The 20,336-nt window shown below is 69.5% G+C and carries 17 protein-coding genes; 8 read left to right on the top strand and 9 right to left on the bottom strand.

The window, feature by feature from the left end:
• The first annotated feature begins 118 nt into the window (after window positions 1-118).
• From OG852_RS00530 to OG852_RS00515, 4 genes are all read left to right on the top strand, one after another.
• Window positions 119-706, top strand: a complete 588-nt coding sequence (locus OG852_RS00530) for an RNA polymerase sigma factor (RefSeq protein ID WP_330346779.1) — start codon at window positions 119-121, stop codon at window positions 704-706.
• Entirely contained in the window at window positions 703-1,317 is a 615-nt protein-coding gene (locus OG852_RS00525) for a hypothetical protein (RefSeq protein WP_330346778.1), read from the top strand. Before OG852_RS00530 ends, OG852_RS00525 begins: the two co-directional genes overlap by 4 nt.
• Window positions 1,318-1,553: 236 nt before the next feature.
• The gene (locus OG852_RS00520; RefSeq protein WP_133917897.1) at window positions 1,554-1,988 is read left to right on the top strand and encodes a hypothetical protein; all 435 of its coding nucleotides are present in this window, start codon (window positions 1,554-1,556) and stop codon (window positions 1,986-1,988) included.
• A gap of 346 nt (window positions 1,989-2,334) precedes the next feature.
• On the top strand, window positions 2,335-2,985 hold the full coding sequence (locus OG852_RS00515; protein ID WP_133917896.1) for a hypothetical protein: 651 nt from the start codon (window positions 2,335-2,337) through the stop codon (window positions 2,983-2,985).
• A 40-nt stretch (window positions 2,986-3,025) separates the two neighbouring features.
• Here OG852_RS00515 and OG852_RS00510 read toward each other — a convergent pair whose 3' ends face one another.
• From OG852_RS00510 to OG852_RS00500, 3 genes are all read right to left on the bottom strand, one after another.
• A complete protein-coding gene (locus OG852_RS00510; protein WP_330346777.1) occupies window positions 3,026-4,372 on the bottom strand; it encodes an ISKra4 family transposase in 1,347 nt (448 codons plus the stop codon).
• Between the two features lie 52 nt (window positions 4,373-4,424).
• Window positions 4,425-5,078 carry a hypothetical protein gene (locus OG852_RS00505; protein WP_133917894.1) on the bottom strand — a complete coding sequence of 218 codons (654 nt, stop codon included), beginning with the start codon at window positions 5,076-5,078 and terminating at the stop codon, window positions 4,425-4,427.
• 112 nt (window positions 5,079-5,190) lie between these two features.
• Complete coding sequence (locus OG852_RS00500) at window positions 5,191-8,934, bottom strand: nSTAND1 domain-containing NTPase (protein WP_330346776.1); 3,744 nt, start codon at window positions 8,932-8,934, stop codon at window positions 5,191-5,193.
• 795 nt (window positions 8,935-9,729) lie between these two features.
• Between OG852_RS00500 and OG852_RS00495 the strand changes: the two genes are divergently transcribed.
• Entirely contained in the window at window positions 9,730-10,161 is a 432-nt protein-coding gene (locus OG852_RS00495; protein WP_166663808.1) for an ester cyclase, read from the top strand.
• A 119-nt stretch (window positions 10,162-10,280) separates the two neighbouring features.
• Here the strand turns inward: OG852_RS00495 and OG852_RS00490 are convergent, their stop codons facing one another.
• From OG852_RS00490 to OG852_RS00475, 4 genes are all read right to left on the bottom strand, one after another.
• A complete protein-coding gene (locus tag OG852_RS00490) occupies window positions 10,281-11,159 on the bottom strand; it encodes a LysR family transcriptional regulator (protein WP_133917891.1) in 879 nt (292 codons plus the stop codon).
• Between the two features lie 209 nt (window positions 11,160-11,368).
• A complete protein-coding gene (locus OG852_RS00485; RefSeq protein WP_330346775.1) occupies window positions 11,369-12,250 on the bottom strand; it encodes an NADP-dependent oxidoreductase in 882 nt (293 codons plus the stop codon).
• 148 nt (window positions 12,251-12,398) lie between these two features.
• The gene (locus tag OG852_RS00480; RefSeq protein ID WP_133917889.1) at window positions 12,399-12,794 is read right to left on the bottom strand and encodes a MerR family transcriptional regulator; all 396 of its coding nucleotides are present in this window, start codon (window positions 12,792-12,794) and stop codon (window positions 12,399-12,401) included.
• A gap of 166 nt (window positions 12,795-12,960) precedes the next feature.
• Window positions 12,961-13,899, bottom strand: coding sequence for a hypothetical protein (locus tag OG852_RS00475; protein ID WP_133917888.1), 939 nt, complete (start codon window positions 13,897-13,899; stop codon window positions 12,961-12,963).
• A 585-nt stretch (window positions 13,900-14,484) separates the two neighbouring features.
• Between OG852_RS00475 and OG852_RS00470 the strand changes: the two genes are divergently transcribed.
• Together OG852_RS00470 and OG852_RS00465 are read left to right on the top strand one after the other, a co-directional pair.
• On the top strand, window positions 14,485-15,276 hold the full coding sequence (locus OG852_RS00470; RefSeq protein WP_330346774.1) for an alpha/beta fold hydrolase: 792 nt from the start codon (window positions 14,485-14,487) through the stop codon (window positions 15,274-15,276).
• Between the two features lie 401 nt (window positions 15,277-15,677).
• Window positions 15,678-15,956 (top strand): hypothetical protein, encoded by a 279-nt coding sequence (locus tag OG852_RS00465; protein WP_330346773.1) that lies wholly within the window; start codon window positions 15,678-15,680, stop codon window positions 15,954-15,956.
• Window positions 15,957-16,402: 446 nt separating this feature from the next.
• On the opposite strand, the gene OG852_RS00460 is transcribed toward OG852_RS00465, so the two are convergent.
• Window positions 16,403-16,840, bottom strand: coding sequence for an Lrp/AsnC family transcriptional regulator (locus OG852_RS00460; RefSeq protein WP_133917885.1), 438 nt, complete (start codon window positions 16,838-16,840; stop codon window positions 16,403-16,405).
• Between the two features lie 169 nt (window positions 16,841-17,009).
• On the opposite strand from OG852_RS00460, the gene OG852_RS00455 reads away from it, so the two are divergent.
• Entirely contained in the window at window positions 17,010-18,284 is a 1,275-nt protein-coding gene (locus OG852_RS00455) for an ArgE/DapE family deacylase (protein WP_330346772.1), read from the top strand.
• 505 nt (window positions 18,285-18,789) lie between these two features.
• Here the strand turns inward: OG852_RS00455 and OG852_RS00450 are convergent.
• The gene (locus OG852_RS00450; protein WP_330346771.1) at window positions 18,790-20,289 is read right to left on the bottom strand and encodes an MFS transporter; all 1,500 of its coding nucleotides are present in this window, start codon (window positions 20,287-20,289) and stop codon (window positions 18,790-18,792) included.
• Window positions 20,290-20,336 lie beyond the last annotated feature (47 nt).

Below are 20,336 nucleotides of genomic sequence, written 5' to 3'. Positions count from 1 at the left end.
GCTCCGTGTCACGCGGCCGAGACGGCCCGAGCTCGAATCCGTCAGTGGCTGTAAGAGATCCGGCCCGACCGTACATCTCCCGGTTGACGGCCGTTGATGGACGGAACATGGAGGTGCTGTGAGACGACGACGAACAACCGCCGGGGACTACGGTGACCCGGCCGGACACCGGGCCCTGGAGGCCCTTTACACAGCTCATGCCGATCGGGTCCTGGCGTATCTGATGCACCGTACGGACCGGGAGACAGCACAGGACATCCTGTCGGAGACCTTCGTGCTGGCCTGGCGCAAGTCCGGGGCCGTGCCCGACGATGCCCTGCCATGGCTGCTCGGCTCGGCCCGGCGGCTGCTCGCCAACCGCGTGCGGTCCGACCAGCGGCACCGCGCACTGACCGAGCGCCTGGCGGTGATGGCCGACCGGACGGGGGCCGCGGAGATCGGGGACGCGATCGGGACGCGTGCCGAGGTGGCCGCCGCGCTGTCGGCGCTTTCCGGACAGGACCGGGAGGTACTCGTGCTGAGTGCCTGGTACGGCCTGACGGCCAAGCAGGCGGCCGTCGTCGCGGGCTGCACGGCCACGGCCTTCGCCGTGCGCCTGCACCGGGCGCGCAAAAGGTTCAGGGCAGCGCTGCCCCGCGCAGGACACGCACAGCCCGTCCATGACGCTGTTGCCCAGCCACACCTCACCCAACGGGAGTCAGCATGAAGCAGACCGTCACCAAGCACAGCCAGGCACCCGACCTCGCCGCCGTCCGCGCCCTGCGCCCCACCGGCGACGGCGCTGCAGGCTGGGCAGTGTCCGAAGACGGCCAGAGGGTCCTACGGGAGATCCTGCGCCGCACCGGGCAGCCGCCGGCCGTGGCCGGTTCTGGGCGACGTCGGCATCTGTTCATGGTGGGTACGGTCACAGCCGTCCTCCTCGGGGGCGCCACCACGGCTGCCGTAGCCACATTCGGGCCATGGGGCGAGGGCGGGCGCAATGTCATGTGCGCTCGCACGCTGTCGCCCGAGGCGGACCTGAGTCAGCTGCCACTCAAAGCCATGAAGGATTTCGATCCGCAGGACGCAGCGCGTTCCTGCGCGGCGGCCTGGAACCGGATGTGGAACCAGCCCGCACAGGGCACAGTGCCGCAGACTCCCAAGCCGACCCGGTTCGCGGCCTGCTACTTCCCCAACGCGCAGCCCGGCAGCGGCAAGTCCTCGACCACCGACGGCCAGGGGAAACTCGGCGGGCCCGTGATCTACCCGGCCGACGGCTACCCCACCAAGAGGGCGGCCTGCGCAGCCATCGGTTCCAGGCCCGTGGCAGGCGGTTGAGGCCGGCACCACCGGTTCTGACCGCGGTCGCGTGATGGCTACGTCAGATGCCCATCGCCCACTACGACATAGCCGGCACACCACGCAGACGCGGTCACCACCCCACAGTTGGCCGGTGGTGACAGGCAACCACGCAGTGCCAAGAACAGGCACATCAGTCCTGATCGCGACACGTAGCATGACCCCGCCGAGCTGCGAAAGAGGGGGCCTGTCCTGTGGCTGGTGGGGGTACAGCGATGATCATCCCGTTCCTGGCGTTCGTTCTAGCCATCCCGCTGGCGATGCTGTCCTACGCGGTCGGCAAGAGGACGTCCCGGAAGATGGGCTGGCTGTTCGCCTCGGTCTTGGTCGGCCTGCCCGCTGTGCTGCTGATCGCCCCGCTCATCAGTCGAGGCGGCGCCTCCGAACCGTCGCGTGCCATCATCTACGGGAACCCATACGAGCCCGGCTCGATTGCCGACACCCAATACAAGCGCGGCTACGACTTCGCCGCCGCCCTTGCCAAGCAGGGAGACGACCCGGGATCCGGTATGGCGGACGATGTCTCTCGCTGGTGCACAGACCGGCTGACGCCCTCAGCAGGGTTCAAGGGCAAGGTCACCGAGGCGGTGATGCAGGGCTGCATCGAGGGATCCAATCAGCGCTCCGTATCTCCGTCGAATGCGCCGTAAGACCAACTGGGGGGTTGTGACCGCGTCTCCGTGGTGTGCCAGCCGGATGTCGTAGTGGGCGATGGGCATCTGACGTAGCCATCACGCAACCGCGGTCAGGACCAACCAAGAGGCGCTCAGTCACAACAGCGGCGACCTTTGACCCTCAGTGACGGAAACAGCGATGGGCTCGCCAACTATCGCCGACCAATCTCGCCAACTACGTGGGGTGCAGTTCCTTTCGAGTGACGGCCGCGATCAAGTGGTGAGGTGGTAGTTCCGCTGGTGAGTGCGTCAGGCGGCATGCCGGAAAATCATCCGGCGGGGAACCGCGCCACGTACGGATACTGGGCCGGTGAGTAACGTCATGGCTGAGTACGAAGCGGTTACTGAGCAGTTGATGCGAAGGGTCTACCTCGGCCTGCGTGAGGACAATCTCGACCCTCAGGACGTCGTCGCCCTCGCCTGCGATCTGCTCGACTGGTTCCATTGCACCGACGCCGTCCTGGAGGTTGTCGAGCGGAATCCGGCCGAGGTGCCGCGGGCGGAGATGACCTCCCTGGCCCGGCGCGTCCTGGACGACGTGGGCTTCGATCCCGGCTTCGACCTTGCCCCCGAGCGTTTGGAGACGTTGCGTGCCGCGCTGCGAATCGTGGCCCGCGATCTGCTCACGCGTGGGATCGAGGGCGAACCGGAGATCGAGATCCTGGAGGACTGGTTCCCGGTGGGAGCCGGCGTCCGCCTTGCCGACGGCGAACGGCTCAACTGGGGCGGCCCCGTCCTGCCGAGCATGTGCGACGACCCGGCCACGGCACTGACCAGCCTGACGATCATGATCCAGGAGAGCCTGCTCGAATGGACCTGGCAGGTCTGGCCGGTGTGCCCCCGGCATCACCTCGGCGTCCACGGCTCGGAGCGGGACGGTGCGGCCGTGTGGTGGTGCGCGGGCGATGGCGGACACATACTGGCGCCGGTCGGTGAACTCGCGCGCGCTCTCGGCCGCCGTCGCCCCGGATAGGACCGGCGGTGGGTGCAGTTCGTTTCGGACGACCGCCGGGTCAGGCGGTGGGCACGTAGTTCCGCTGGTCGGGTGCGGGGTAGAGGCGTTCGTGTTCGCGGGCGGCGTGGTAGCGCCAGTAGAGGTCGAGGTCTCCGTTGGACAGGACGGCACGCAATCGCCGTACGGCTTCCGCTCCGTGGAGGCCCCAGCGGGCGCCGGTGATGTCGGGGCGGTCGGCGATCAGGCGGCGGCAGGCGCCCTCGACCGCGCCGGTGGCGATCGGCCAGCCGGCTGCGAGGGCAGCGTCGTAGTGGAGTTGGTCGAGGTGGCCGGTCAGGTAACGGTCGCAGGCGTCGACAGCCTCGCGCCGGGCCGGCGGCAAGTGTTCCCGCTCAGCCTGGCTGGTCATTTCGGCGGCGGTATGGGCAGCCTGACCTGGGAGGATCGCGGTAAGACGGTCGGCGGCCCATGCTTCGGCTTCGGTGGTGCCGGGTTTGTGGAAGGCGTGGGCGGCGGCCCAGACGTACTCGGCGACGTGCACGAAGTCCAGCAGGACGTGGACCGTGACGCCGCGGCGGCCGGTCTCGGCACTGATCAGGTCGAGCTGGTGGCGGGCGCCGTCGACCAGCACGACCCACGGCCGAAGATGCTTCGGGTCACGGGCCTCGGCCTGGCCGAAGGCGTCGGAGATCACCTGCTCGGGCGAGCGGACCAGCGAGGCGGTGCACCACTTGTTCTCGGCCCGCGGTCCCGGACGGGCGGGGCGTTCGCCGCTTCGGCCGCCGGGCGGGTGGATGACGTCGTGCGGACGTCTGGGGGCGGGACGTGTGTCGAAGACGCGGGCCACCGTCGCCATCCGCTTCCGGTTCGGCTTTTCGCCCGGCGCAAGCCGGCCGCGATGACCGGCCGCCGCTTTAGCGGCGGCCTGGCGGGTGGCCTCCCGCAGGGCCTCCGGGCGCATGACCACGCCCTTGCCGTCCACCTGGATCACCAGCGGCATCGTGCGGCTGCACGGGATGGGGATCCGGGTCCGGTAGAAGCCGTCGACATCGACCGCGGCGGCGACCACGAGCTCTTCCAGCCGACGTTTGCCGAGCACGTTCCCGCAGCGGCGCTCGACTGCGTCGTGGGCCTGGTCGAACGAGCCGCGGACGGCTTCGGTCACCGCGAGTCGCCGTGATGCCGGAGGAGATCGACGATGGTGTCTCTCGCGATCGTGACAGGCCGCTGAGCTGGGCGACGATGCCGTCGGTCTGTCATTTGGCGAAGTAGCCGTGAACCGTCTGGTGGGGCGGGAAGTCGTGCGGAAGGTAATGCCTCGCCGTGACCGACCTGAGGGCCCGCCGCCTCGCCGGTGCGTCGACCATCTCCTGGCGCGACCCGACACCACATGACGAGTCCGCATTCCGGGAGGAAAAGGAGGAAACAGCGGGAGGCGGCGACCTGTCAGAACTGCGCTAGCACTTCCAGGTGGCCCAGTACCACTTGCCCTTCATCTGGCCGTCCGACAGCCTCACCGGCGTGGTGGTCTGGACGCCCGTGGAACCCTGGCCCGGGTAGTACCAGTAGTAGTGGCCGTGGTTGCGCTTGCCGTAGTGGGCCTCGATCCAGCCCTGGGAGTGCCGCCAGTACGGCGCGAACCACCAGCCGCCGGCCTCACCACGACCGACATGGCTCGTGAGCGACTGGCTGGCGCTGAGAGTGCTCCCCACCTGCCAGGTCTCGGTCTGCGTCGAGCTGGCGGACATGCCCGCCTCGATCGTGTCCTCGAGGCCGGCGGAGACCTGCACCGACGTCGACTGCTCGAAGGAGTACGACGTGCTGCGGTCGGTCCGCCACGTGAGGGTCTGGTCGACGGTCTGGCTGCCCGAGCAGTTGTAGATCGGGTTTCCCACCTCCCGGCGCTTGCCCAGCGCGGTCCACGCGTTGACCTCGTGGTACCAGCACTTGGCCTTGCCGTGGTTGCAGTCCCAGACCACGTCCGGCCTGTCGTCCCCCCAACCGGGGCTGGTGTTGGCACTGGCCGATCCGGCAGAGAAGGGGATCAGGAGGACGGCGAGGGCGGAGGTGAGGACAGCCAGTTTTCTGCGGCCGGTCTTCTTCAGGCGCATGGGGGGCTTTCTCCCATCAGGTCGGTCGAAGCAGCGACAGGATGATCCTCAGAGCCCGGAAGTTGACCGACCACCCGTTTCATCAGGCCGGTCAATCCCCCGGCAGGGAAAATCAACCCCCGCACACCCTCCGGTACGGGGCGTCCGGCAGGTACGTCCGCCACTGCGCCCGCGTCAGCCCGGTGCCGCCCGTCCGCGCGCACACCTGCGCCACGACCTGCTCGGGATCGACCACGTACCGCTGGAGCGGGACATCCGCGCTGCCCGCGTACAGGGTCGTGCCGTCCGGGCCGAAGGCGAGCGAGTCGAGACGTTCGCCCGCCGTGGTCAGCAGTCCGCCCAGGGGCTGCCGGGCGACCACGTCCCACAGCTGGAGGCTCCCTGCGTCGCCGCCGACGGCGAGGATGCGGCCGTCCGGGCTCAGGGCCAGCGCGGTGACCGCCTCAGGGGTGGTGCCGTGCACGGCGGGGAAGACGTTGGGCAGCACGCCGGCCCGGTGCCGTACGTCCCCGTCCCACAGCGCGACCCGGCCGGTCTGGTCGCCCACGGCCAGCAGGGAGCCGTCGGTGTCGAAGGCGAGGGCGCCGACCTGGTCGCCCTGGACGAGATTGCGTCCGGTGACGGAGCCGCCCGGCAGGCGAGCGAGACGGTTGTCGCCGACCAGGAGCCGGCCGTCGGGTCGGACGGCCAGGTCGCCGCCGGCCAGACCGGGCAGGATCGAGACCCGGCGGCGGCGCCCGGTGTCCCACACCTCGTCGCGCAGCGCGCCGACGGCGGGCGTGCGGACGGCGTACAGGTTGCGGCCGCCGGAGTCCAGGGCCAGGCCGATGACGGCCCCGGCGGAGTCGCCGGTCGCCAGGTCCAGGGTGGTACGGGCGCGGTGGTGGGACACGTCCCAGAGCGTGATCAGCTGGGGGGCGGCCTCGTAGCCGGCGGCGTAGACGCCGTAGGCGAGTGTGCCGCTGTCCGGGGCGAACGCCATCACGGGCGTGGCGTAGTCCGGGTCGACCGGGCGCGCGGGATCACGGGAGACGGGAAGAGGAGGAGAGGGCAGCGTCCGTACGACGCGGCCGTCGCGGGTGTCGCGGAGCTGGAAGCGGTAGCGGTTGCCGAGGCGTTCGGCGGTGGCCAGGGTGCGGCCGTCCGGGCTGAGCTGCGCGTCGTCCAGGGGGTGTCCGAGCCAGGCGGGGGTGACGACCCGGGTGAGGTCGAGGGAGTGGACGGCGCCGCCCTCGAGGTAGCGCAGGATCGGGTGGCCGGGGTCCCAGTACAGGCCCCGGTACAGGTGCTGCCCGTCGAGGGCGTGGCGGAACACGGGCGCGTCGGGGGCTGACAGTCGCCACACCGTGATCTTCGTGCTGTCGGCCGTCGCCAGGAAGGTGCCGTCCTTGCTGAAGGAGGCGTAGTCCACGCCCGGCTGGGAGAGTTCGGCCAACCGGTGTCCCGACCGGATGTCCCAGACGCGGACGCCGTCCGCTGTGAACGCTGCCAGCCTCCCGGAGCCCAGCACCGGCGAGGCCTCGCCGTCGCCGCAGACGTCCGTGGTGTGCGTCCAGTCTCCGGCCAGGGCCCGATGGTGGGCGATGTCCCACACCTGCGGTGCGGCTGAGGCCGAGGGGCAGACGACCATCAGCGGACCGCCGGGGCCCCGGCCCGCGGCCGCGTCGGCGCCGGCCGATCGCGTGGCGAACAGCAGGCGGCCGTCCTTGACGGAACGCAGCAGCACGCGGTCGTCGCTGTCCACGGAGGTCACCAGATAGCCGGCGCCGGTGAAGTCGACGATGGAGTAGGGCTTCTCCGGATGGGCCCGGTCGCCGGTCCAGCCTCCGGTGGCCGTGTCCCACAGCCGTACGCCGTCGCTCGCGGAGAGCGCCAGCACGCGCGCGTCCCCACTCACCGCGACCGCCGTCTGCCCGGTGGGCAGCCGCCCCGAGGCGATGCGGCGATGGGTGGCCACGTTCCAGGTGCGCCAGGTGCGGCCCTCGACGCTGAACAGCGTCCGGCCGGAGTCGGCGAGGAAACGACCGGAGTCGTCACCGGGTTCGGGGTCGGTGAAGGCGTCCGTCTCCGGCTGGGCGAGGGAGCCCAGCAGGGCGCGGTGGGTCTCGGGCAGCCCGACCGTCCGCCAGGCGGCCACGCCGAGCAGCAGCGCGGCACGCGGGTCGGTGGTGCGCAGCGCGTCGGCGACGTCGGCGATGTGGCGGGCCTGGTCCTGGGTGCGCCGCGTCCTGTTGTCGTCGTACTCGCGCCAGACGGCGAAGCCCGTCAGCAGGGCCACGGCCAGGACGGCGGACAGTGACACGGTCAGGATCCGGTGCCTGCGGCTGGTGCGGGCGGCTGCCCGGCGTTCCGCCTCGCGGGCCTCGGTCGCGCAGGTGAGGAACTCCCGCTCCGACACGGTCAGAGCCTGGTCCCGCTCGTGGTCGGGGAAAAGCTCCTCGGCGCGGCTCAGCCGGGTGCCCCGGTACAGCGCGCCGGGGTCGCGGTCGTGCTCCAGCCACGTGCGGGCCGCGTCCGCGAGCATCCGGTGGTGGCGCAGCCGTTCGCGGTCCTCCTCGATCCAGGCGTGCAGCCGGGGCCAGCAGGTGATGAGCGCCTCGTGGGCGAGCTGGACGCCGTCCTCGTCGGCGGTCAGCAGCCGGGCACGGGTCAGCCGCTCCACCACCACCGTCGCGTCCGGGGCCGCCCACTCCTCCAGTTCGGCGCGGGTGAGCGGGCGGCGGGTGTCGGGGGTGCCCTGGCCGGGGACGACCATCCTCAGCATCAGGTGCCGTGCGGTGCGGGCCTGCTCCGGCGACAGGCCGCCGTACACCTCCTCGGCGGTCGCCGCGATCGTGCCGCGCACCCCGCCGACGGCCTCGTAGGCGGCGAGGGTGAGCATGCGGCCCTTGCGGCGGCGCCAGGTCTCCAGCAGGGCATGCGAGAGCATCGGCAGGCCGCCGGGCTCACCCTGGACCTCGTCGATCAGACGGGCGGTCAGTGTCCGTTCGACGAGACAGCCGACCGCCAGGGCCGGGCCGACCACCGCCTCCCGCAGTTCGTCAGCCGCCATCGGTCCGAGCAGCAGCGCGGCACCTCGCAGGGCGTCCGCCAGGCCCCGGTGCTCGGCGCAGCGGGCGTAGAAGTCGGCGCGTACGGCGAACAGCACACGCAGTCTGTTGCCCGGGTCGCGGGCGGCGAGCAGCAGATCGATGAAGCGTGAGCGCTGGTGGGGGTCGCGGCAGAGGGTGAAGACCTCCTCGAACTGGTCCACGACGACCCAGCTCTCCGGCTCGCCCTCGGCCGGGGCGAGGAGGTGCCCGTAGGTCGTGGCGGGGGCCGGGCCCGGGGTGAGGACGCGCAGCACCGCCGGGTGGCCGCGCTCCGCGATCTCCTGCTGGAGCCAGGGAATCACGCCGGCCCGCAGCAGGGACGACTTCCCGCTCCCCGAGGGGCCGAACAGCACCGCGAACCCGTGCCGGGACAACAGGTCCCTCACCTCGGTCACCACCCGGTCCCGCCCGAAGAACAGGTGGCGGTCGGACGGCTCGAACCGGGTGAGCCCGCGATACGGCGACGGAGCGTCCTCGGGGAGCTCCGCGGGGGCCCGGTCCAGCTGCGCCTCGGCCTCCTTCCACCGGCGTTCCCACTCCGCAGGGTCGCCCGCGCAGGCGCGCGCATACCCGAGGACGACGGCGAGCGAGGGCAGCCTCTCGCCCCTGGCGGCATCGGACAACGCTGTCGAGGAGAACCCCGCCGTCTTCGCCATCGTCCGATAGGAGGGACTGCCCGCGCCCTTGCGCAGCTCCCGCAACTCGCAGGCGAGCCGCTGCACGGGACCGGCCGTCGGATCCAGGGGTCTCTCGGGACGCCCCATGCGCTCGTACCTCCGTACACCCGGTGAAAAGAGACATCAGGAGCGATGACCATACGAGTCGCTCTGCAACGTCCGAATAGCCCCCAGGTGACGGCCAGGTGAAGCCGGTCGATCCATCGACGCTCACAAGGGCTGATTCGAGTGAGGAAGGTTCACCTGCACATGCGCGGGCTCGGGGCATGGCTGCTTCACCCGGCTGTACGAACTGCCTGCACTGCGCTTCGTCCGATGTCGCGCTCAACCTGGCCAGTATTCAGGAGCCCCTTCCGTAGAACCGGAGACGCGATAATCCGTCCCCAGCTCGGTCGCTGTGCGGCAGACATGAAGGACACGCGGTGAAAGCCAACATCCGCCGGGACACCAAGCTGGCGTTCGACGACGCCGCCGTCCTCGACGACGCCGCCCGCACCGGCCTGTTCAGCGCATCCGGACGGTCCTGACCGCCCACGGCGACGACACCCGTGACGGGCCGCTCTTCATCATGGGTGCCTGGCCGGACAGCCGGCTGTCCTCGCTCGCCAGTGCCCGTGCTCCCGCCACGCGCGCCGGTGACATCGCCGCGGCCGCCCTCCTGCTCCCGTCTCGGCCGGCCGTGCTGCCTCGTCCGCGCCTGGCCGCGGCTGTCGGCGAGCGCCTGGGCGCGACTGTTTCTGGCTGAAGCCATGCCAGGACGACATCAGGGCGCTGTGTTTCGGCATTGGCGGCAGGGTCTCTCCCTGCTTGAGCATCGGTGTGCGGATGTCCGGTCTCCTCCGGGCAGCGCGGTCGTATCGAGTTGAGCCAGTGAGGAAACACATGAACGAGCAGACCCCGCCGTCGTGGGTGACGAGCTATGTCGATGCCTGCAACCGGCACGACTCGCAGGCAGTGGTCGACATGATGAGCGAGGACGTCCAGGTCGTCGACACCGCCTTCGGCGGCCTCTTCGAGGGCAGGGAAGCGGTCAAGGCGCTCATTGACGGGATGGACACGAATCTGTCGAGTGATTTCGTCTTCACCCTGGGCAAGGTCGTGGAGTCGGGCGGCTCCTACTCGTTCGAGTGGGTCCTCTCCGGCACGCATGACCGCTCCAACTCCGACCTGGGGATACCGGCGACGGGCAAGAGGTTCGCGTGCCCGGGCGTCACCATCGGCGTGCGGACCGACGGCCTGATCAGCGAGAACCGCGACTACTGGAATCTCGCGGGCTTCCTCGTGCAGACCGGCCTCATGCCGCCACTGGGCTGAGCCGCCACTGTCCTTGAGGCCCGGGGCACGGGGATTCAACCGGGCGCTCCGACCATGGGCTCGCCCGCCACCGGGCACTCGCCGTGCTTCTCCTGCCGCCGGGACACCGGGACCTGATGTCAGTTCGGGCCCGGGCCGAGCATGCGGCAGGAGAGTTCGGCGAACCGGTTCAGCTCGGGCATGGTCCGGTGCTTGCTGTAGGCCAGGGCGACCATGCGCGGTGCGACACCCTCCAGGGTCAGGTAGGCGACATCGTCACGGCGGTAGAAGCCGGCCATGCCGGCGGGCATGACATAGCAGCCGGCGCCGGAGGCAACGCCTTCCAGGCACTCCTCGACCGTCACCGGAAACCGCCCGGCTTCCGTCCGCGGCGCGAGGGGTTCGCGTGGCAGGCGCCCGCGCCATTCGGGGACGTCCTGGGGGTTCTGCAGCAGGACCATGTCGCGCAGGTCCTCGACGTGCACCGTCTTGAGCTCCGCGAGTGGATGCGCGCTCGACAGCGCCACCACACGGGGCTCGGGGAACAGGGGGACCACCTCGAACATGCCCTCCGGCAGCGGCAGCCGGACGTAGCAGACGTCGACCCGGCCGTCGATCAGGAAGTCGGCCTGGTCGGTGACCGAGGTGTGCACAACCTCGATGTCGAGTTGCGGTGCCATCGCGGCGAACTCCCGCACGATGGGGGTGACGACGATGCCCGGCATGAAGCCGATGGCGAAGTGGTTCACCTCCCGGTTCGCCCTCCGCACCCGCTGCTGCACCGCCTGCGACATCGCCAGCATCGGTCGGGCGTCCTCCAGCAACTGGTGACCCGCCCGCGTCAGTACGGTGCCCTGCCGGTCCCGCAGGAAGAGGACCACGCCCAGATCTTCCTCCAAGGCCCGGATCTGGCGGCTGAGCGCGGGCTGGGTCATGTACAGACGGCTTGCCGCTCGCACGAAGCTGCACTCCTCTGCCACGGCCACGAAGTAGCGCACCCGGCGCAGATCGAGGTCCATGAGGCCCATGGTAACCGTGCCGGTTCGGCATATGCCCCAACAGCCCTGTCTGGCAGCGGAGTTGTCGGTTGGTCCATGAGGGAAACCGGGTGTCGGCGTACGCCTGAACAACCCCGTACAGGTGAACGCGCTCGGTTGATGATGCGCTGACCACGGGTTCCCGGCAGTCCGCAAGGGACGGTCGGCAGCGTCAGACGGCAGGGCACTCCTCATGCCACCTTGATGACAACCTTGCCCGAGGTGTGACCGTTCTCGACGGTGGCGAGGGCGGCCGGGGCGTCGGAGAGCGGATGGACCGCGGTGATTACGGGTGCGAGGAGTCCGTCGAGGGCCAGCCGGGCTGACCGCTCCAGGTTCTCGCGGTCGAGGCGACGCTCGACGAAACGCCCACCGAGATCGGGTACAGACATATCACCCACTGCGATGACGTTGCGGGGATCCTGGGCCAGCGGAGCGACCGTCTGCAGCGAGGTGCCTCCGACCAGGTCGACGATCCCGTCGAAGCCGTCCGGAACCAGCTCGCGTGCCGCGGCGGCGACGTCCTCGGCCGTGTAATCGATGAACCGCACTCCGATGGCGTCGGCGTGCTCTCGTTTGGCGGTACTTCCGGTGCCGATCACACACAGCTCGCGCCCAATAGCCAGCCGGGCGACGGCGAGGCCGACCCCGCCCCCGACCCCGTTGACCAGGACTGTGGCACCGGCCGGGAGGCCGAGCTGGTCGAGCACGTCCACCGCGGTTGTCCCGGCCACTGGCAGCGTTGCCGCCACGGTCGCGGACAGACCCTCCGGGATGCGCGCGGTGTTCGGCGCGGACAGCACCGTCGTCTCGGCGTAGGTGCCGCCACCGGTGAGCGCGAAGCCGAAGACCGCGTCACCCACCTCGAGCCCGTTGACGTCCTCGCCCCGGGCGAGAACCGTTCCGGCTGCCTCCATGCCCAGCACGCGGGGAAACGGACTCCCGCCGTCGAGCCCGTCGACCAGACCCGAGCGCAGAAGGTGGTCGAGGGGATTCACGCCGGCGACGTCGACCCGGATCAGCACCTCGCCGCGACCAGGGACGGGATCGGGACGATCGAAGAACTCCTGCACCTCAGACCCGCCATACCTGCCGAAACCCCACGCCTGCCCCATCTTCCGTCACCTCTCGTATAACCGACCCGGTGATTCCGGGCGTTGCCGCCATCCTCACCTCTGACATTGATGTAAGGGGCAAGCGACTGTGGTGCGGGTCACAGCGTCAGGCCGACTGTGCCACCGGTTCCGGGGCCGTGGACAGCTCCGCCCGGTGCCGACTGTTGGCCCTGATCAGCACGTCGAGTGCATCCCGGGTCTCGATCAGGTGCGCGATGTCGGCGTCGATCCGGTCGCGCTCGCGCATCATCGCCGTGAACGTCTCCTCGGCGACGCCCAGGTCACCCGGGACGTCCACACACGGCAGCACAGACGCGATCACCCGGCTGGACATACCCGCGTCGAACAGCTGCCGGATGAGCGACACGCGCTGGACCGCGGCATCGGAATAGTGACGCTGCCCCGCGTCGGAGCGTGAGCTGGTCAGCAGACCCTGCTCTTCGTAGTACCGCAGAGAGCGCGGACTCACGCCCGTGCGCTTGGACAACTCGCCTATCCGCATCCCTGAGAGCCTACGTCCGCGTGCTCCACGTTCAGACCGCCAGCAAGTCATGGACGCTCGCGGACACTTCCACGGCCGCAAGGTTGTCGTCCCGGTCTTACGACTGAGCACGTTCGTCTGTACACGCCTGAGCACTTTTCTCAGTACGCCGACACCGGGCACCGCTTCAGGCAGTGGCGTCCCGGTTGCGCCAGCTGAGCTCGTAGGCTGCCTGGCGGGCGCGCATCAGTTCCCCGAGCGGCCGATGCTCCTTCGCCGCGATCCAGGGGTTGAAGCTGCTCTTCTCGACGGCCTCGGCCAATGCCTGGTCCGGTGCCTGCCGAGGCAGGCGCAGTCGCGCCACGGTGAGCCACGGCGCGTCCCAGCGGGTCGAGGAGTCCTCGATCGGGGTACGACGCTCGTCTTCGAAGAACTGGGCTTGGAAGAGGAACTCCAGGTCGCCGTCCGAAAGCCGCGCATAGAGGTCGGCGGCCAGATCCTTGCGTGCTTCATTGTTGATCGTTGTCGAGGCCGCGCACAGCTTCAGGCGGGCCGCGTAGTCGCCGAAGGTGATGGGCATGATGCTGAAGAAGTCGTGCGTGGCGAAGCCGCTGAACGGCTGCACCATGTCCCGGAAGTTCGCGACGGCACGGCGCGTGAGCCCCGGCTTCATCGCGGCCTTGCGGAGCGCGGAGCCGGGCGCACTCGTGGAGAGCTCGACGATTCCCACGACGTCCGCGCTGCCACTGACCTTCAGGGTCTCCTGACTGACGAGGGTGAAGTTCTGCTCGACATCCGTTGACGTCGGCGTCGAGGCCCCGAGCACTTTGATCGCGAATCCGCGTATGTCGGGAGCCCGATCGACGGAGAAGTTCCCGTTGGACAGCCGGACATGTGCCTCAAAGACTGCGGGAGCGGCGAAGATTCCTTGCCGCGCATGATCAGGAAGCCCCTCCTCGACCACGAGGGCCGCTTTCAGGGCAGCCACTTGATTGCGGTGCAGCGCTCGCCCAGGGCCGTGCTTCTTCAGATGCTTGCGTTGCAGTTCGCTGAACACATGCACCTGTTGCGCGTGCCGGTTTTCCTCGTCGGGCAGGAACACTTCGCGCCACTGAGTGCTTGGCATAGAACAACATCCTTCTCGATGGTCGTGCCCCCCGTCAGACAGAAGGCGGTCACAGGCTGACGCCGGTGCCGGCGCCCGTGCACTTCAGCCCCGCCGTGCTGGGGGGCGGCCGCGTAGCAGCCTGCACGTGAGTGCATAGATCACTGCTCCGAGGAGCGTTTCATCCACCATCCGCCACAGGGACTTCACTGCTACCGCGCCTTTTGTTTCGCCGAGTTCCGACTTCGCCGAGCATCGCGGCCCGCGTCTCGTCACGCCAATGCCGATTACCCGAGGCGTCATGCCGATCGGGCATGACGCCGGGACAGCGGGGTGTGCTGGACACCCGGGAAGCCTCGGAAAGCCCAAGCCGACAGTTGTGGTGACGCGTATGCCGGACCGGCATCAGCGAAGCAGGATCGGCATTGGCGGGACCGGAGACGAGGCCGCCATAGTCGATTTCGTGAAGCGCCGCGGACGGCGGCAAACAAGCGTTTGGCTTTCATGCCACGCTCTACGCCGATTGCGCCGCTTCCTCATACCGATGCGAAAGCGCAATTCGAGAGGAATCAACACGAAATGAAGTCCACCGGTCGAGTCAAAGCATTGGCAGCTGCCGGACTCGTGAGCGGCGTGGCCGTAGCTTCGCTGGCTGTCACGAACGATCTCGCCGTCGCCTCGCCGGCGGCACACCGCGCGAAGCCGACGGTGGTCCTGCTCCACGGGGCGTTCGCCGACTCCTCCAGCTGGAACAGCGAGGTCGCCTACCTGCGACGGCACCGCTACCCGGTCTACGCGATCGACACACCCCTGCGCGGCCTGGCCTTCGACAGCGCCTATGTCGAGGCACAGCTCAATACCATCAAGGGGCCCGTGGTACTGGTCGGCCACTCCTACTCGGGAGAGGTCATCAGCCAGGTCGCCGCCGAGACACCCAAGGTCAGGGCCCTCGTCTACGTGGCGGCTCTCATCCCCAGGGCGGGAGAATCCGCCAACTCCCTGATCGGACAGTTCCCCGGCTCACAGCTCACCCCGCAGAACCTGCGCACCGTTCCGCTGCCCGGCGGTGACACCGACGTCTACATCAAGACCGAGAGGTATGGGACCGTGTACGGCAACGGACTGTCGAAATCGGCCATCGACGTCGCCTCGGTGACCCAGGAGCCGATCGCCTTCTCGGCCTTCAGCGACAAAGCAACGGTGAACCCGCCGGCCAGGACACCGAAGTGGGCCGTCGTCGCGACCGAGGACCACGCCGTGCCGCCAGCCGCCCAGGAGTTCGAAGCCGACCGAGTGGGAGCCCACCTCATCCACACGCGCTCGGGCCATGACGTTCCTTCGATCAGTCCGGAAGCTGTCAACCGGGCCATCGTCGCCGCAGCCGACTCCGTGCACTGACCGACCCCAGCAGCGGAAGTGCCCCGGTCCCCTGTGCGCCGGGACCCGCGAAGGAGCGAAGACGACGCCACGCACTTCCAGGTGAGCCTCCCGGGTGCACTGGGGTACCGCAAGCCTGACGGTCAGGCCCGGGGCCCCTGGGAGGCCTGCCTCAAGCCGCGACTCAAGGCCAGCCAGATCCTGGACGAAGCAGCGGCGCGGCGTACAGTCTGTCAGCTGCGGCTGCCGGGGTGTGTGGTCGGTGTCTGCGAGCGGTGCAGGATCGGGACGGACGGCGGGATGGCCGTGCGTGGGGTGGGGTGGGCTGGTAGGTGATCCGGTGTCGCGGGGGAAGCGGTTGGCCTCGGCGGCGGAGCCGGTCGTTTTTGTGCAGCCAGAAACACGTAGGCGACGCTGGCGAGATGGTCTTCGGTGAGGTGGAGGACCCAGCGTTTGACCAGGTGGTCGCAGCGGGCGGCGCGGACCTGATCGGCGAGTCCGTCGGCGAGGGGCCGGTGGAGCTGGCCGGCGAGGCTGACGGCGAGCAGCAGTACGGCCATCTGGGACAGGCACAGCTCGACGCGCCGCCGACCCGGTTCCGCCTCTGCGGGCGTCGTCTGCCGTGGGCGGGTACGGGTGTAGAGAAGGAGGTCGTGTCCGGGCGGGGCGAGGCGGGCCGCGGGGGACCTCCCGCGGGCTGAGATCGGCACGGATGCGGTGGGGGTGGGCTGGGTGCCGCCACCGTCCGGCGCTGTCGCGGGCGACGTCGACTTCCATCACGGCATCGGGCCGCACCAGGACGGCCTCGAGGGTGCGTTGTATTCCCCAGCCTGCCGAGAACGTCCATCCCGTCCACGGATGCGCTTCCTGCGGTGGGGCCAGTTGGTCGGCCAGAGCGCGGCCGGCGGTCCGGGACAGGGTGGTGCTGCGGCCGATGTACTGCAGGCGGCCCGCTCGGTCGTAGCGGCCCAGCAGCAGCGTGCGGGGCGCGGTGAGGGACCCGGTGACCGCGCCGATCACGGCCTCGGTGGTGACCCGCACCAACTGGTGAGGAGGCAGTGTTCCAGGGGTGCGCTCTTCAACCCGATCCAGCACGGCTGGTCGTCGGCCCTGGGGCATCGGCACTCGCGGTGTCCCACGGTGTCGATCACACGCGAGGCCGGTTCAACAGCCGGGAGAGCACGATAGCGCTCTCGGTCCGTTCCACAGGAGGGGTGGCGCGCATGCGTTGGATGGCCTGTTCCAGGTGGGGGATGTCTCTGGCGAGGATGTGGACGACTGCGTCGGCGGCCCCCGAGACGGTGCAGGCTTCGACGACCTCGGGGATGGCCTCCAGGGCTTGGCGCAGTTCGGCGGGGGCGGGATTGCCGGCGCAGTAGACCTCGACGAAAGCCTCGGTGTGCCAGGCCAACGCCTGAGGATCGACGAGAGCGGTGAAACCGCGGATCGCTCCGGTAGCCACGAGGCGGTCGAGACGCCGCTTGGCGGCGGGCGCGGACAGCCCGGCCGCCTTGCCGATCTGGGCGTATGTGGCCCGTGCGTCGTGCAGCACGTACCGGATGATCGCTTGATCGATGGCGTCCATGACCTCACTCCAGACGTCAGAACCTGCGGCCCAGCGCAAGAAATGGCCACGGGCCCGCTGACATTGCAAGAAAGCGACGGTGGACAGCAGCAAATGGCGATTGCTTGTGTTATCGGTCGAACATAGTCTCCGGCTTGTCCTGATGTCACGTGCTGGGAGCAGTGTTGAGATGACAGCAAGCCTGAGCGATGTGGAAGCCTCGGCGCTGGCCGCGGTGGACGAGGCGGGCATCGCCCGGCTGCTGCTGGAACTTCTCGCCGTTCCGAGCGTGACGGGGAGCGCCGCGGAGTCCGAGGTTCAGCACGTCCTGGCCCGGCATCTGAAGCGGATGGACCTCGATGTCGACCTGTGGTCCATGAACCTGCCCAAGCTACGTGACCATCCCGGTTTTCCCGGCAGCGAGGCCCCGCGCACCGAGGCGTGGGGCCTGGTGGGCGGCACGGTGCCCCGGGGCGACGGGCCGACCCTGATCCTCCAAGGGCACGTCGACGTCGTTCCTTCCGGGGACCTGGCGCGTTGGGAGGGTGACCCCTTCCACCCTCGGGTTGCCGGGGACGTGGTGCACGCACGAGGAGCGTGCGACATGAAGGCGGGGGTGGTGGCGATACTCGCCGCCCTGGCCGCGATACGGGAGGCGGGCGCAAGGTTGCGCGGCCAGGTGTCCGCGCATTTCGTAGTCAGTGAAGAGGACGGGGGACTCGGGGCGTTCGGCACCCTCCAACGCGGCCACACCGGCGACGCCTGCATCATCACCGAACCGACCAGCGGCGCGGTCATGACTGCGAACGCCGGCGCCCTGACCTTTCGCATCCAAGTACCCGGCCGGGCCACCCACGGCAGCACCAGATACGTGGGAGTGAGCGCCATCGACGCATACCTGCCCATCCACCGCGCGCTCGCCCACCTGGAAGCCCGCCGCAACGTCGGCGCCGACCCACTCATGTCCGAATACCCCATCCCCTACCCGCTGTCCATCGGTACCGTTCATTCCGGCGACTGGGCCAGCAGCGTGCCCGACCTGCTGGTGGCCGAGGGAAGACTGGGCGTCCGGCTGGGCGAGGATCCTGCCCAGGCACGCACCGAACTGGAGGCGTGCGTGGCCGAAGCCTGCGCGGCCGACCCCTGGCTGCGCTCCCACCCCGCCACGGTGACGTGGCCCGGCGGACAGTTCGCCAGCGGACGGCTGCCGACCGGGCATCCGCTTGTGGCCCAGGTCGCCGACGCGCACGCCGACGTCACCGGCGGCCCGCGACCCTCTGAGCGAGGCGCCCCCTACGGCAGCGACCTGCGACTGTACTCCGGGGCGGGCATCCCTACGCTGCAGTACGGCCCCGGCGACGTACGCCTCGCACACGGTCCGCAGGAACAGGTCCGCGTGAGCGACATCGTCACCGTCACCCGGGCACTGGTGCTCGCCACACTGCGCACGGTCGGCACCAAGTAGTAGCCCCCAGCCTCACCCCCTACCGGCACGCGGCTGACCAACACGGCGCAGACCTCCTTCGCCCATTACCTGCGAGCGGAACCGTTCATCAACGAATGGGCCGCCGACGTGCTGACGCCGACACCGTCAAGGCCGCCCATCGATACCGTCCTGGAAGAAGCGTTCGCCAGCGGACGGCGGCCGACCGTGACCGCCATCGAGCGACGCCTCGGCATTCCCCACGCCACCTTCCACCGCCACTACGCCGACCTGATCGACACCCACTTCCGGCCCGGGATCCCTGCGGCCCGCGCCGAGACGCACACGGACCGGCCGAAGGCCGACAGTTCTCCGGGGCGCGGGTGGCGGGCGGTGAGGTCTACCGCGAAAGAACGACACGTCGTGGATGCGCAGGGGGGACCGTCGCGGTGGAACCCTGGAGATGCCCTGCTTTCCTGCGCTGATTCGTGTCCTGAGGACAGCAGTCATCGCAGGTGGCAGGGCATCTGTGGGGGTGGGGCCAGGCTCAGTGGGCCATCACGGGCTCCCCCTCGGACGGCTCCAGTGCCCGGTTCGGGATCAGGAGCGCCGCGATCACCGCGCCGACCACGAAGAACCCGGAGCCCCACGCGAGGGTGGCCGTGTAGCCCTCGACGCCGGCCTGTGCCGCGGCCAGCGCGCTGGGCTTGTGCGAAGTCAGGTAGTCGGTCGCGGCCGACGAGGCGATGGTGGTCAGCAGCGCGGTGCTGATCGAGCCGCCCACCTGCTGACCGGTGTTGATCAGTGCCGAGGCGACGCCCGAGTCCTCGTGGTGCAGGCCTGAGGTCGCCCCCTGGAACGCGGTGGTCATTACCGTGCCGAGGCCGAGACCCATCAGGATCATGCCGGGCATGATGTGGGCGGCGTAGGTGCTGTCCAACCCGATCCGGGTCAGCAGGGCCATACCGGCTGCGGCGACCAGGAAGCCGGCGGTGATCACGATCTTCGGGCCGACCCTGGGCAGCACCAGCACCGGCATGGTGGTCGACGAAACGACGACGGCCGCGACCATCGGCAGGTACACCAGCCCGGTCTTGATCGGCGAGTAGCCCAGGCTGGCCGCGAAGTAGTAGGTCAGGAACAGGAAGATCGAGAACATCCCCATGCCGATGACGAACACCGCCGCGAACGAACCACCGCGGGTCCGGTCCAGCACGACCCGCAGCGGCAGCAGCGGATGCGCGACCCGGGTCTCCAGCCGGACGAACACCGCGAGCAGCACCGCGCCGACGATCATGGAGCCGAGGGCGACCGGGTCGGTCCAGCTGGTGGACTCGACGTGCGCGAACCCGTAGACGACGGCGAACAGCGCGGCGCTCACCACGACGATGCCCGGGATGTCGAGTCTGGGCTTCTGGGTGATCACGGGCTTGGCCAGCAGCAGCAAGGCACCGATCAGGGCGGGGACCGCGAAGACGACGTTCACGTACATCACCCACCGCCACGACGCCCATTCGGTGAGCATGCCGCCGACCAGCAGCCCGACCGCGCCGCCCGCACCGCCCAGCGCACTGAAGATGCCGAAGGCCTTCGCCCTTTCGGACGGTTCGGTGAAGGTCACGCTGAGCAGCGAGAGGGCCGCGGGCGCGAGCAGCGCGGCGAAGAGGCCCTGGGCCACGCGTGCCGCGACGAGGATCTCGAAGCTGCCGGCCGCGCCGCCGAGAACGGATGCGGCCCCGAAACCTGCCAAGCCGATCACGAAGAGGGTACGCCGGCCCAGCAGGTCACCGAGTCGGCCGCCGAGCAGCAGCAGGCTGCCGAACGCCAGCGCGTACCCCGTGATGACCCACTGCCGGCTGCCGTCGCTGAAGCCGAGGTCCTGCTGGGCCTCGGGCAGCGCGATGTTCACGACGGTCGCATCGAGCATGACCATGAGCTGTGCCAGGCCGATGACGGCCAGCACCCACCAGCGCACGGCATGGGAGCCGCGAAGGCCCGAGTCTGTCTTTTTGGAGGCGGGCGCCCCGCGGTCGATGCTGGTACTCATTTTCTTCCCTTGCTTGGTGGGCATGACTGATGCCGCCTGGAAACTGA

The sequence above is a fragment of the Streptomyces sp. NBC_00582 genome, assembly GCF_036345155.1.
Lineage (GTDB): Bacteria > Actinomycetota > Actinomycetes > Streptomycetales > Streptomycetaceae > Streptomyces.
This window is presented reverse-complemented; position numbering and strand designations above follow the sequence as displayed.

Excerpts from the sequence above, each read along its gene's own strand:
- OG852_RS00490 (WP_133917891.1), bottom strand. The coding sequence starts at position 11,159 with ATGGACCTCGATCTGCGCCGGGTGCGCTACTTCGTGGCCGTGGCAGAG.
- OG852_RS00520 (WP_133917897.1), top strand. The coding sequence starts at position 1,554 with ATGATCATCCCGTTCCTGGCGTTCGTTCTAGCCATCCCGCTGGCGATG.
- OG852_RS00465 (WP_330346773.1), top strand. The coding sequence starts at position 15,678 with ATGGTCTTCGGTGAGGTGGAGGACCCAGCGTTTGACCAGGTGGTCGCA.
- OG852_RS00475 (WP_133917888.1), bottom strand. The coding sequence starts at position 13,899 with ATGCCAAGCACTCAGTGGCGCGAAGTGTTCCTGCCCGACGAGGAAAAC.
- OG852_RS00455 (WP_330346772.1), top strand. The coding sequence starts at position 17,010 with ATGACAGCAAGCCTGAGCGATGTGGAAGCCTCGGCGCTGGCCGCGGTG.
- OG852_RS00515 (WP_133917896.1), top strand. The coding sequence starts at position 2,335 with ATGGCTGAGTACGAAGCGGTTACTGAGCAGTTGATGCGAAGGGTCTAC.
- OG852_RS00525 (WP_330346778.1), top strand. The coding sequence starts at position 703 with ATGAAGCAGACCGTCACCAAGCACAGCCAGGCACCCGACCTCGCCGCC.
- OG852_RS00460 (WP_133917885.1), bottom strand. The coding sequence starts at position 16,840 with ATGGACGCCATCGATCAAGCGATCATCCGGTACGTGCTGCACGACGCA.
- OG852_RS00495 (WP_166663808.1), top strand. The coding sequence starts at position 9,730 with ATGAACGAGCAGACCCCGCCGTCGTGGGTGACGAGCTATGTCGATGCC.
- OG852_RS00480 (WP_133917889.1), bottom strand. The coding sequence starts at position 12,794 with ATGCGGATAGGCGAGTTGTCCAAGCGCACGGGCGTGAGTCCGCGCTCT.
- OG852_RS00500 (WP_330346776.1), bottom strand. The coding sequence starts at position 8,934 with ATGGGGCGTCCCGAGAGACCCCTGGATCCGACGGCCGGTCCCGTGCAG.
- OG852_RS00450 (WP_330346771.1), bottom strand. The coding sequence starts at position 20,289 with ATGAGTACCAGCATCGACCGCGGGGCGCCCGCCTCCAAAAAGACAGAC.
- OG852_RS00505 (WP_133917894.1), bottom strand. The coding sequence starts at position 5,078 with ATGCGCCTGAAGAAGACCGGCCGCAGAAAACTGGCTGTCCTCACCTCC.
- OG852_RS00510 (WP_330346777.1), bottom strand. The coding sequence starts at position 4,372 with ATGCGGACTCGTCATGTGGTGTCGGGTCGCGCCAGGAGATGGTCGACG.